At 72.9% G+C, this 11,908-nt stretch carries 13 protein-coding genes; all 13 read right to left on the reverse strand.

Features of this window, described 5'->3' with window-relative positions; genetic code table 11:
• Position 1: 1 nt before the first annotated feature.
• Positions 2 to 820 carry an NAD(P)H-binding protein gene (locus BSB02_RS28565; protein WP_084963665.1) on the reverse strand — a complete coding sequence of 273 codons (819 nt, stop codon included), beginning with the start codon at positions 818 to 820 and terminating at the stop codon, positions 2 to 4.
• Between the two features lie 159 nt (positions 821 to 979).
• A complete protein-coding gene (locus tag BSB02_RS28570) occupies positions 980 to 1,909 on the reverse strand; it encodes a hypothetical protein (protein WP_084963666.1) in 930 nt (309 codons plus the stop codon).
• Complete coding sequence (locus BSB02_RS28575) at positions 1,906 to 2,550, reverse strand: hypothetical protein (RefSeq protein ID WP_084963667.1); 645 nt, start codon at positions 2,548 to 2,550, stop codon at positions 1,906 to 1,908. Before BSB02_RS28575 ends, BSB02_RS28570 begins: the two co-directional genes overlap by 4 nt.
• A gap of 113 nt (positions 2,551 to 2,663) precedes the next feature.
• Positions 2,664 to 5,498, reverse strand: a complete 2,835-nt coding sequence (locus tag BSB02_RS28580) for a hypothetical protein (RefSeq protein WP_084963668.1) — start codon at positions 5,496 to 5,498, stop codon at positions 2,664 to 2,666.
• Between the two features lie 15 nt (positions 5,499 to 5,513).
• Positions 5,514 to 5,942, reverse strand: coding sequence for a pilus assembly protein TadG-related protein (locus tag BSB02_RS28585; protein WP_084963669.1), 429 nt, complete (start codon positions 5,940 to 5,942; stop codon positions 5,514 to 5,516).
• Positions 5,942 to 6,361, reverse strand: coding sequence for a TadE/TadG family type IV pilus assembly protein (locus tag BSB02_RS28590; protein WP_158088745.1), 420 nt, complete (start codon positions 6,359 to 6,361; stop codon positions 5,942 to 5,944). The genes BSB02_RS28585 and BSB02_RS28590 overlap by 1 nt, the downstream gene beginning before the upstream one ends.
• Before the next feature lie 41 nt (positions 6,362 to 6,402).
• A complete protein-coding gene (locus BSB02_RS28595; RefSeq protein ID WP_240506706.1) occupies positions 6,403 to 6,888 on the reverse strand; it encodes a TadE family protein in 486 nt (161 codons plus the stop codon).
• A gap of 4 nt (positions 6,889 to 6,892) precedes the next feature.
• Complete coding sequence (locus BSB02_RS28600) at positions 6,893 to 7,138, reverse strand: hypothetical protein (protein ID WP_084963671.1); 246 nt, start codon at positions 7,136 to 7,138, stop codon at positions 6,893 to 6,895.
• Positions 7,139 to 7,154: 16 nt separating this feature from the next.
• Complete coding sequence (locus BSB02_RS28605) at positions 7,155 to 8,063, reverse strand: type II secretion system F family protein (RefSeq protein ID WP_240506707.1); 909 nt, start codon at positions 8,061 to 8,063, stop codon at positions 7,155 to 7,157.
• Positions 8,060 to 8,923: a type II secretion system F family protein gene (locus BSB02_RS28610; protein WP_240506708.1), complete on the reverse strand. Its 864-nt coding sequence runs from the start codon at positions 8,921 to 8,923 to the stop codon at positions 8,060 to 8,062. The genes BSB02_RS28605 and BSB02_RS28610 overlap by 4 nt, the downstream gene beginning before the upstream one ends.
• Entirely contained in the window at positions 8,920 to 10,227 is a 1,308-nt protein-coding gene (locus BSB02_RS28615) for a TadA family conjugal transfer-associated ATPase (RefSeq protein WP_084963673.1), read from the reverse strand. Before BSB02_RS28615 ends, BSB02_RS28610 begins: the two co-directional genes overlap by 4 nt.
• The gene (locus tag BSB02_RS28620) at positions 10,224 to 11,000 is read right to left on the reverse strand and encodes a hypothetical protein (protein ID WP_084963674.1); all 777 of its coding nucleotides are present in this window, start codon (positions 10,998 to 11,000) and stop codon (positions 10,224 to 10,226) included. Before BSB02_RS28620 ends, BSB02_RS28615 begins: the two co-directional genes overlap by 4 nt.
• Positions 11,001 to 11,003: 3 nt before the next feature.
• Positions 11,004 to 11,852 (reverse strand): SAF domain-containing protein, encoded by an 849-nt coding sequence (locus tag BSB02_RS28625; RefSeq protein ID WP_084963675.1) that lies wholly within the window; start codon positions 11,850 to 11,852, stop codon positions 11,004 to 11,006.
• Between the last annotated feature and the right edge of the window lie 56 nt (positions 11,853 to 11,908).

The raw sequence follows: 11,908 nt of genomic DNA on the forward strand, positions 1-11,908 counted from the left end.
TTCACCGGAAGGCGGACACGTGCTCGGTCACCCACTGGGCGAACGTGCGTGCCGGGCGGCCGGTGACCTCCTCGACCGTGGGCAGCACGATCGACCCTTCCGCCGGCGGGTTGTTCTCCAACTCCATGGCGAAGTCGATGTACTCCTCCGGAAAGCCCGAAGCCCGCATCTCCTCCCTGGCCTCCGCCTCGGTCAAAGGCTCGAACTCAACGGGGCGGCCGATGGCCGTACCGATGACTGCCAGCTTGTCGGACAGGCTGAGCGCCTCGGGGCCGGTCAGGGCGTAGGCCTTGCCGGCGTGGCCGTCCCGCGTGAGGGCGACGGCGGCCACCGAGGCGATGTCGGCTTCGTGGACCATGGCGCTCAGGGCCCCGCCGTCGTACCGTCGCACCCGCCCCTCGGCCTTGATGGACTCGGCGTAGTCGAGCGCGTTGGCCATGAACTCCACCGGCCGCAGGTGGGTCCATCCCAGGTCGCTCTTGTCGAGCGCCTCCTCGACCGTGCTGGGATCCCAGCCGCCCAGGACCGTCACGCGCTGCACGCCGGCCTTCGCAGCGAGGTCGACGATCTCGTACCCGGTCCGCAGCGGCGTGCTGTCCGCGCCGTCGAAGGTGATGAGGTGGAGGCCGGTGACGCCGTCCAGCCAGGCCTCGACGGTGTGCGGCGCGGTCAGGTCGCCCTCGACGACCTCGACGCCGTCGGGGAGACCGGCGGCCGCGGGATTGCGCGTGAGGGCCCGGACGTGGTGGCCCTCGTGGACCAGCTGGTTGACGAGGTGGCGGCCGACGGTTCCCGTTGCTCCGGTCACGAGGATGGTCATGAATGCGTTCGCCTCTCCGAAGGGGCCTGTGAGGGATTCGAGAAGCACGCTATGAGCCATTGCGGACAAGGAGCTTCCGCATTGGAGAGGGAAGATCGCCAGATCCGCCCTGCCCGACTGGTCGCAGGCCCGGCCACATGACCGGGCCCCCGCGACGCCCTACTTCCGCACCGTCGCCTGGATCTCGTCCACCTGGATGCGAGCCGTCGTCGCCACCTCGCCAGGCGGCAGGTTGAACGCCGGTTCGCTGGTGACCGTCCAGTGCTGGGTCACGGTGATCGTGTACCGCCCGCCCAGCGACGACTTGCTGTACTTGATCCAGCACCCCGACGCCAGCGAGGCGCCCTTGTGGTACGGCGGGCACGTCGGCCCGTCCTTGACCTGTCCCGGACCGTTGGTCTTGATCTCCACGCGCGACGGCCTGGCGGTGATCGTCGCCCTCAGCTGCGGGAACCCGGCGACCTCGGCCGTGACGGACAGCGGCTCGACGGGCTGCACGCCGATCCAGGTCTCCAGCCCGACGTAGGAACGCCCGTCCGGCGGGTTGATCGTGATGACCGGCTCGGGAAGCGTCAGGTTCGCACGCGCGATCTTGGCCAGGTCCCACGGGTCGATGACCTGGTCGTTCTCCTGGACCGGCACCTGCAGGATGACCCGCCACTTGGGCTCGGTGCGCTGGTAGCAGGCCGCGCCCTCGGGCGTCTTGTCGTCCGTCAGCAGCCAGAAGATCTTGCCAGGCTCGTTCTCGTACTGCTTGTACTCGGCCAGCAGCTGGTTGACGATGTAGTCCACCAGGTCCCCGATGATCGGGAAGTTGGTGAAGACCTTCTGGATGCCGGTGAGCCAGTCCACCATCTCCTGGTAGGTGAACTTGGGCTCCCACCAGCACTTGGGCGGGTCGAAGTCGGGTGGCATGTGCACCTGGCCGCCGCTCTTGTGGCCGCTGCCGGAGACCCGCACCTGGGTCTCGATGTAGTACTGCCGGCCGTCGCCCCCGCCGCCGACGCCGGGGTCCGCCGTGGCGGGGACGGCGGCGAGGGACAGCAGGGCAACGATCGCCAACGCCAGCGTGAGCAGTCGCCGCGTCATCGGCACTCCTTAACCGTGGAGTCGGACAGGAACGCGCCGACTTTCCAGGCGCCCGCCGACCGTTCCATGAGGATTCGCATCTGGTACCGAGAGGTGGGGCGCTTGCCGAGGGTCCAGCGCTCCTGGCCGGTGGCCACCGACCGGGTGCCGAGCCTGGAGGCGTCGACGCAGGCGGTGAAGCCGAGCCTGGCGTCCTCGGCGAGCGTGATGTCGAGCTTGTGGACGCGCAGGACGCCGGTGGGCCGCACGCCCTGCTGGCGCCAGTCCACGACGACCTCGGGGAAGACGGTGAGCCCGCCGCCGAGGATGTCCTGGGTGGACAGGTAGTCCTGGTAGCGCCGGTCGCGTCCGTGGGTGGTGACCGCGTACCACCAGGCGCCCCAGAAGTCGCGGAAGGTCTGCACGGCCGCCTGGCCCTCACCGCTGTAGGAGGGGAAGACGACCTTGAAGTCCTTCGGGAAGGGGTAGCGCGCCACCGGCTTGGCCGGGGGCGACGAGGTGGCCGATGGCGTGGGCGTCGCGGGGGCCGAGGCCGCGGGGGAGGCCGGTTCGGGCGAGCGCTGCCGGCTCGCCCCGTTGAAGCCCGCGGAGGGGTCCGGCGTGGGACCGCAGGCGACCGCCGCCGACGCGGCCAACGCCACAAGGAGCCCACGGCGCCCCGCCGGAAGGGCGAGCCTCCGGCGTTCCCACAGGAAAACCTCCGCCCGGGAAGCCGAACCCGGCCCCGTCCGCGTAGCGTCGAACCCCACCGGCCTCACCCCGCCGCCCGTTCCGGAACGGCCGCCGACGGGAGCAGTTCCTCGATGAGCGCCTCCGTCTCCGGCACGAGCCTGCCCCAGTAGCGCGAGTTGGCCGCCCGCTGCCGGAGCGTGTCCACCCAGAACCGCAGCGTCGCGACGTCCCCGGTGGCGTGCGCCGCCCGCAGCAGGTCGCGCCACAGTGCCTCGTCGCCCTCCGACACCCGCAGCCCGGCCAGCACCGCGGTGATCGCCCCCTGCGGGTCGGAGGCCGCCATGCGCAGCTGCCACAGCCGGTGCGCCGCGTCCGACACGCGAGCGGTGACCTCGGACTCGACCGGGTCCCCGGCCAGCCACAGGTACCGCCCCTGCGGCCGGTCGGCCAGCAGCGGCCCGCGCACCAGGTTCAGCGCGTAGTCGAGGATCGCCGCCTCCTGCGTGGGATCCTGGCGCGCCACCCGCAGCAGCTCCTTGAAGATCTCCCAGTCGATCCTGACGTACGGCCCGAGATGCAGCCGCCCCTCCATGTCCAGGTAGAGGTTCGGCCGCCCGGTCGGGTCGTCGCCGAGCCAGTCGATGGCCCGGTCGATGACCGCGTCGCGGACGGACTCCTCGACCCCGCGCGGCCACAGCGCCCCCGCGAGCACCCGGGGGTGGACGCCGCCGGGGTGGGTGGCCAGGTACGCCACGAGCTCCTGGCACAGCGCGAGCCGTTCGGTCTCCATCGGGTGCATGGCCTGCACCTCGATCGGCCCCAGCACGCGGACGTCGGCCAGCAGCTGGAAGCCGGCCTGGAGCTGGTGCGCGGCGGGTCCGGCGGGCGAGGGGTCGGGCATCGGCTGGCCCTCGCGCCGCGCCGCGGTCCTGAACAGGTCGATGACCTGCTGGTACTGGTCGGCGGGCAGCAGCTGGGCCTTGACGTCGAAGCCGAGCGCCGGCAGCCGCGCCCGCCCCTCGGCGGTGACCTCCCACTGCCAGACCGCGCCCGGCGTGGACTCGCCGGCGACGATGTAGCCGGAGGCCAGGCGGGATCCGGTCCGCGCCAGCTCGGCCAGCCGTTGCGCCTCCTCGGGGGTGGGCGGGACCGCCGAGAGCAGGTAGGTGGGCATCCAGGCTTCGCCGTACTCGCCGCGGGCGCGGCCGGTGAGCACGGAGTCGGCGCCGACGGCGGCCAGCGCGTCGCGCACCTGCGCGGTGGCGGCCTCCAGCGCGGGCAGCGCCTCGGCGAGGCTGGCGGCGGCCGTGATGCGCTCGGGCGCGATGAGCGTGAGCTCGGCGCCGAAGCCGACGAGGACCAGGTTCATGTGGTCGGACCAGCGGTTGGTGGCCAGCTCGACGGCGACGGCCGCCAGCGCCGCCTCCGTGTACGGCCCGCGCAGGTTGATGATGCCGTGCGCCGCCTCGAGGTCGACGAGCACCCGGCCGCCCTCGTTGGCGCCGAGCGAGACGAGTCCCGGGTACGGCGCGAGCACGTCGGCCAGCGACCGTTCCGGCAGCCGCAGGCCGGCGGTGGCGTCCAGGCGCCACACCTGCCCGCCGTCGACGGCGACCCACGGCGCGGGGGCGTCCTTGTCGGCCGGGTGGATCCACAGGTCCAGGTGCGTCGGCGCGAGGAAGGCGCCGAAGACCGTGGGAGGGGTACGGCCGGCCGCGCCGAGCTGCTTGGCCAGGTGCCGCAGCCCCAGGTCGAGCAGCCGCGTGCCCTGGACGTCCGCGCCGAGCAGCATGGCCTTCTCGGCCAGCACGCCGGGACCGGTGGGCAGCGGCACGCGCCGCCCGAACGCCCTGCTCCACAGCTGCTCGCGCCGCCGCCTGCCGAGCGCGGCCAGCAGCCCGGCGGCGGCCAGCGAGGCGGCGGCCACGGCCTCGGGCAGCGCCTCGGACAGCGCGGACAGGTCCACTCCCTGGTCGGCCGCCGGCTGCTGGACCCGGTCCTGCCGGCTGGGCTGCGGGAGCTGGTCGGGGCGCACGTTCTGGGTCTGCTCGGGGTCGTACGCGCCGGTCTCGGGGCTGGCGTCGACCGACCGGGACGGGTCGCCCGCGCGGTCCTGCTTGACCTGGACGTCCTTGCTCTTGCCGTCGAGCTCGGCCGGCTTGCCGGGATGCCGCTCCAGCACGCTCTCGCGGTCCTCGTCCTCGTCGACGATGTGGACGTTGCGCGCGTCGTCGGGCATCTCCAGCACCCAGCCGGGCCTGATCAGGCTGGCGATGTGCAGCTTGGTCCCGTCGGGCTGCACCCGGTGCTTGTTCAGCTCGTAGATCTCGCGGTACCTGCGCCCCTCGCCCAGGCACTTCTCGGCGATCTCCCACAGGCTCTCGTGGTGGCGTCCCTCCGGCGGCTGGACGGTGTAGACCTTCTTGACCTTCTTCACCGGCGTGAGGGTCTCGGCCTCCTGGAGCTGCTGCGGCTGCGCGGTGGGCGGGCCGGCGTCCTGCGAGATCGCCGGTCCCGCCGCGCTGGAGACGGCCGTCGCCACCGGGGCGACCACGGCCGCGGCCGTGAACAGCAGCAGCGCGGCGGTCACCAGGCGGTGCGCGAGCGCCTGCGGGCCGCGCGCGAACGGCACCTGCGCGGGCACGCCCACCCGCCGGATGCCGGACCACAGCTCGACCGCGATGCAGACCACCAGCTGCAGCCAGGCCAGCCAGACCAGGACCACCAGCATGTCCAGGACGGTCTGGAAGTCGACCTGCCTGGTGAGCGCCTCCAGGCTGAGCCGTTCCGGCAGCGGGTTGCCGAAGAACTTGACCAGCGCGTACGGCACGCCGCCGACGAGCCCCAGCAGCGCGAGCACGGCGAGCACGCCCAGGAGGACGTCGGTCGCGGATCGCGAGTACGGTTGCCTTGCCATCGTCTGTCCCACCGTCTATCCCACGCCTGTTTCCGGCCCGGCCGTCACCTCGGCGGCCATCGTGCCCTGGTCGATCCCGATCACGGACAGGAAGAACGCGGTCCACCTGATCTCGACGGTGACGTCGACCCGGTTGCCGTTGCGCACGGCGCAGCTCTTCATCGTGGCCTTGGCCTCGGCGTGCGCGGTCACCACCCGTCTCGCCCGCGCGCAGGCCCGGCCCTCGTCGCGGATCCTGATGGTGCCGGTCTCCCGCAGGTGGTCCTCGTCGATGGTGTCGGCCGCGGCCCTGGCGCCCTGCTCGGCGATGTCTCCGGCGCGCAGCCGGGCGTTCATGGCGGCTCCGCCGTCCACGAGCAGCCCGGCCAGCAGGAAGATCGCCAGGGAGAAGACCACGACGAACACCGAGGTGCTGCCCCGGTCGGGTCTCGGCGCGGCGCGCATCAGTCGACCCTCCGGAACTGCTCCAGCGGCGCCACCGCGGTGGCGGTCATCTCCTTGCTGGCCGAGAAGCCGAACCCGGCCACGGCGCCCAGGTCGAGTTTGCATCTGACGCGGACGTGGACCTCGCCGCCCTCGGTCCAGTTGGAGCCGGCGAGGCTGACGACGGGCGAGGAGCACGAGTTGCCCAGCGACGCCCGGGCCGCGTCCGTGGCCGCCCGTTCGGCCGAGCCGAGGTTGCGCTGGACGGACGCGGCTCTGGCGGCGTCGCGGGCCGCGCCGTTCACCTCGCCCTGCGACTCGACGATCACCGCCGCGCCGACCAGGAAGAGGATGAACAGCAGGATGACCGGGGCGAGCAGCACGGTCTCGACGGCCATCGACCCGCGCTCGGCGATCTCCGCCGACGGCTCACGGCGCACGCCCGGCTCACTGCGAAAGCCTGCCGTACGGCACAGCGGCCTCATCCGCAGCCTCCCGAGCCGTCGTCGGGGCGGAAGCACTCGATGGGCCCGCCGAAGGTCGAGGTGATGCGGAAGCTCATGCCCGGCAGCAGCGGCACGGCGGCCACGGCGTCGCCCCGGACGGTCACGCCGCGATGGCTGCCGCGCTGCCAGGGCTGGACGCTGGCCTTGGTGAGGATCTGCGGTCCCATGGCGCCGATGATCGTGCGGGCCCGCTGCGTGGCCGCGCCCTGCCAGTCCCCCGCGCCCTCGCCCACCCCGGCGGCCCTGGCCACCCGGGCGCCCTCGCGGGCCGCGGCGTCGGCGACCTGGCGGGCGTGGAAGATCAGCGCGAACTGCACGATCAGGAGGATGACGATGAGCACGACCGGCATGAGGATGGCCAGCTCGACCACCGAGGCGCCGCGTTCCCGGGCACGCCGGGCCGCCGCCTCGCGCACGGGTAACGCGAGACGGCCGCGCGGGCGGGCGCCGGAGGTCACCACGGGTCTACGGGTTGCCGCCGTTGCCGCCGTTGCCCCCGCCGCCGAAGCCCTTCTCGATCTCGGCCTGCTTGTTCTTGACGAGGTTCTGGATGGCCAGGGCCAGCCCCATGGCGACACCGGCGATGATCGCCGTGATGATCACCCACTCCACGGCGGACGCGCCGCGGCTCGGGGCATTGCGCGCGCGTTCGATGCGCACGCCGAGCATGGCGCGGAAGTAGATGACTTCAGGCCAGTTGAGCGGATTCATCGGGACACGTCCCCTTTCATGATCCCAACATCTTCATGGCGGCTGGGAAGCTGAGGAAGATCAGGAAGCCCGCGCACAGCAGCAGCTGGGCGACGAGCATGGACTGGGAGCGCTCGCCGGCCTGGCCCTCGATCTCGGCCAGCTCGCGGCGGCGCATGGTCTCGGCGCGGGCGGCGAGCGACTGGCGCACCTTCGCGCCGTCCTCGGCGACCAGGCCGAGCGCGGAGGACAGGTCGCGCAGCTCGTCCAGGTCGACCTCCTCGCCGAGCTGGCCGAGCGCCTGCCAGGGGGTGATGCCGACGATGCGGGCGCTGGCCAGGGCGTCGCGGACGCGGGCCATGGCCCAGCCCTCGCCGACGGAGGAGGCCATCATGAGCGCCTCGGGGACGCCCCGGCCGCCGGCGAGGTTCATCGACACCAGGTCGAGGAAGGCGCCCACCGCGTGGCGGAAGTCCCGGCGCCTGGCGGCGGCGTCGCGCTTGAGCTGCAGGTCGGGAAGCAGGAAGAAGACCAGCGCGACGAGCAGGGCCGTCCAGACGGGCACCACGAGGTTGACGCCCCAGCCCATGAGCGAGATCCACCCGGCGACGAGCGGGGCGGCCAGCAGCCCGGCGGCGGCCAGCAGGCACTTGGTGGCCAGGAAGCCGTCCCAGGAGCGGCCGAGGAGCGCCAGGTCGGCCCGCTGGGAGCGCATCTCCCAGCCCCGGGCGGCGTAGAAGCGGCCCAGGCTCTCGCCGAGCCGCTGCTTGAACGGGCTGACCTCCTCGCGGGTGATGACGCTGACGGACACCGCCGACTCGCGGCGCAGGCCGTCGGTGGCCGACAGGCGGGCGGCCAGGCCGGGGCGCGCCGGGAACAGGGCCCGGGACAGGGTGAACAGGCCCAGGCCGATGAGGGCTCCGGCGAGGAGCGCGAGCGTCATCATGGGGCCTCCGCCCCCTGAGCGACGCGGGCGAGCAGCCGTTCCGGCTTGTGGTAGCGGGCCAGGCGGCGCATCCACGCGAAGCCCAGGCCGAACAGCCCCGCCACGACCAGCAGCACGATCTGCCCCAGCCAGCCCTGGTACTCCTGGACGTACGACGGGTTGAAGATCACCAGCAGGGCGGCGAACCCGACCGAGGCGCCCACGACGATCTGCACCGACCGCCGCGTCGAGCGCCGCTCGGCCTCGACCTTGCGCCGCACGTCCAGCTCCTCGCGAGCCGAGGCGGCCAGCGCCGTGAGCACCTCACGCAGGCCGGGGCCGCGCAGCTTGGCGTTGAGGATGAGGGCGGCGACGACCAGGTCGGCGGAGGGGTCGTTGAGCTCGTCGGCGAAGCGGTGCAGCGCGTCCGGCAGCGACATGCGCGTGTGGAGCCGGTCGACCAGGGCCCTGATGTGCGGCTGGAGGGTGGGCGCGGCGGCGCGGATGGAGGCGGGGATGGCCTGCTCCAGACCGGCGGCGCCGGCGATGGTGTCGCGCAGCGACTCGGTCCAGGCGGCCAGGGCCTCCAGGTTCCGCATGGCCATGCGTTCCTCGCGGGCGCCGCCGGCCAGGCTGTTCCAGCCGACGACCAGCAGGCCCGACCCGATCGCGATGACCGGCCAGCGCGTCAGCGCGAGCACGGCGACGGCGACGACCACGGCGACACCGAGCTTGGCCGACAGCTTGCGCAGCTGCTCCTTGCGCAGCCCGCCGGTCTTGGCCTGCGGGCGCGGCCGGGTGCCGCGGATGAACAGCCCGAGCAGGAACAGCCCGCCCGCGATGGCGGCGCCGCCCACGACCGACAGCATGAGGGTGTTCACCGCCACCCCCCGCCGTATCCGGGGTAGTAGCCGTGCTGGGCCAGGTCCTCGATGCACTGGATGGGAGCGTGCGGTACGGCGGAGCCGTCCGGTCCCGGCGCGAACACCTCGCTCGACAGCACGCGCCCGTCCACGCCGGTGACCTCGCGCACGCTGGAGACGTAGCGGCGCAGGCGCCCGCCCCTGCCGTAGTCGTTGCGCTTGGTGATGAAGACCACGAAGTCGATCGCGCCGGCGATGAGCATGTGGGTGGCCTCGATCGGCAGCCGTTCCTGGGCCTGGAGGGCGTAGGTGGCGATGCGGTTGAAGACCTCCATGCTGGAGTTGGCGTGGATGGTCGACAGGGAGCCGTCGTTGCCCTGGGTCATCGCGTTGAGCATGGTGACGATCTCGTCGCCCAGCACCTCGCCGACGATCACGCGGGAGGGGTTCATGCGCAGCGACCGCCGCACCAGCTCGGCCATGGTGATCTCGCCCTGGCCCTCGGCGTTGGGCAGGCGGTACTCGAAGGCGACGACGTTCGGGTGCAGCTCGGGGAACTGGTCCAGGCCCAGCTCCAGGGCCCGCTCGACGGTGATGAGGCGCTCGTTGGGCGGGATCTCGTTGGCCAGCGCGCGCAGCAGCGTCGTCTTCCCGGCGTTGGTGGACCCGGCGATCATGATGTTCTTGCGCGCGGCGACCGCCGCCTGGAGGAAGCGGCCCAGCTCGGGGCTGAGCGTGCCGTTGCCGATCAGGTCGGACAGGAACACCTTGCCCAGGCGCGCCCGGCGGATGGACAGCGCGGGCCGTACCGCCACGTCCATCACCGCCGACAGCCGGGAGCCGTCGGGCAGGCGCAGGTCGAGCTGCGGGTTGGCGGTGTCGAAGGGCCGGGAGGACAGTCCCGAGTAGGCGGCGAGGATCTGGATCAGCTCGATCAGCTCCTCGTCGGAGTCGGCGACGGGCTCGCCCATCTCCTCGCGGCCGTCGGCGTAGCTGATGAAGACCTTGTCGCAGCCGTTGATGTCGATGTTCTCGATCTCGGGGTTGTCCAGCAGCGGCTGGAGGCGGCCCACGCCGAACAGCGCGGCGTGGATCCCGGCCGCGAGGGCTTCCTCCTCCTCGGCGTTCGGCGGCGTGCGGCCGACGGCGATCTCGTTGCGCGCGTGCTCCTCCAGCACCTGCGCGATGAGCGCCCGGGCGAACTGCCGCTCGTCCTCGCCCGTCATCGGCGGCAGGCCGTTGGCCGCGTCCAGCCTGCGCTGGGTGGCCAGGCGGTCGCCGACCTCCTGGCGGAAACGCTTGACCAGAGAGTGATCGATCATGGCACCGCAACCCTCGCCAGGTGACCGGTGAGCGTCGTGGCCAGCTCGCGGGCCGAGCGGATGAGCAGCGTGCGGTCCAGGCGGCCGCCCCACTCGCCGCGCAGCAGCTCGGCGCCCTTGACGTCGTAGGCGATGCCGCCCAGCACCAGGTCCGGCAGCCCCGCCCCGCTCAGCACCCGCCGCACCTCGCCGATGGCCCTGCCGTACTCCTTGGGCTCGGCGATGACGGCCACGCCGAGCGGCGGCGGGGTGCGGGTGCGCTCGGCCAGCGCGGCGCCGAGGGAGGCGACGCGGTCGCGCAGGTGCGCCACCTGGTCCAGCTGCGGGCGGACCAGCAGGACGACCAGGTCGCAAGCGGCGAGCAGGCCGTGGAGCGGCGGGTAGGCGCCCAGCCGGCCGCAGTCCAGCACCACGTCGGTGTCGGGCAGCGCGCGCAGGGCCTGGGCGAGCGGGTCCCACAGCCAGGTCAGGCCCGCCGACTGCTCGGCGGCGGTGATGCCGAGCAGGACGTCCAGGCCGCCGATGAGCCGCTGGGTGTGTTCGAGCACCTGCTGCGGGCCCAGGCCCTTGCGGGCCGCGGCGCCCAGGCTGAGCAGGCCCTGCGTGGGGTTGAGCGGGCGGCCGTGCTCGCCGGGAAGGCGGTAGGCCAGGTCGCCGCCCGAGGGGTCGCACTCGGCGAGCATGGCGTTGCGCGGCCAGACCGCGGCCAGCGCGGTGGCCGCGGTGGTCACGCCGGGTGCGCCCTTGTCGGCCGCCAGAGCGATGAGCGCCATGCCTCAGCCGCCCTCCGTCGGGCTCGCGGTGCCCGTGGGCTGGTTCGTCGGCTGGTTCGTCGGCTTCGCGGTGGGCTTCTTGGTGGGCTTGACGGGCGTGCCGTCCGTCGGGGTGGGCTGCGGGGTGGGGGTGATCGCCGGAGCGGACGCCTCGCCGCCCTTGGCGCCCGGCAGGTACGCCAGGGCCACGCGGCCACCGGAGGCAGCGGCCGAGACGTTGGCCGCCGCGGCCTTGTCGATGACGATGTCGACCAGCGTCGTGCCGCCCTCGGACTCCCTGACGGACTGGACGGTCGCCCGGTCGGCGAGCACCTTGCCGGTGCCGACCGTGCCCTCCTCGCCGGAGACGTAGATCACCTGGACCCGCTGCCCGGCCGCCAGCATGCCGGGCACCTGGCCGGCCTTGAGCGACAGGCCCACCACGGCCTTGCCCGCGACCAGTGCCTCCGGCGCGTCGGCGGTCATGTCGGCGGTCAGCAGCGCGCCGGGCACGAGCTCGACCTTGGCGTACTTGGACAGGGCGATGTCGAGCTGCTGGGCCGGGATGTAGTCGAACTCGGTCTCCGCGGGGACCTGGACCTCCTGCAGGTCGGCGCGGACGATCTTCTGCCCGGCCGGGACGGTCCTGACGACCATGAGGGCCGGGACCCGGTTGCCCATCTGGATGACCAGGAAGGCGGTCAGCAGCGCGCCGCCGACGATGAGCAGGACGGCCAGCGCCGCGAGGGCGGGCTTGCGCTCGCGGGGAGCCGAGGGCAGCCTGCGGCCCGAGGCGGCGGGCGGCACGGGCCCTTGGTCAGCCAAACGTTGCGCCTCGGACCTGCGGAAGGACGACTGCTCGGTGACCTTCATCGACAGGTGCTCCAGTGGTGGGGGACGCCGGTGACGAAAACCGACAATACCGAGCC

It is taken from the genome of Thermoactinospora rubra, assembly GCF_002093975.1.
Lineage (GTDB): Bacteria > Actinomycetota > Actinomycetes > Streptosporangiales > Streptosporangiaceae > Nonomuraea > Nonomuraea rubra_A.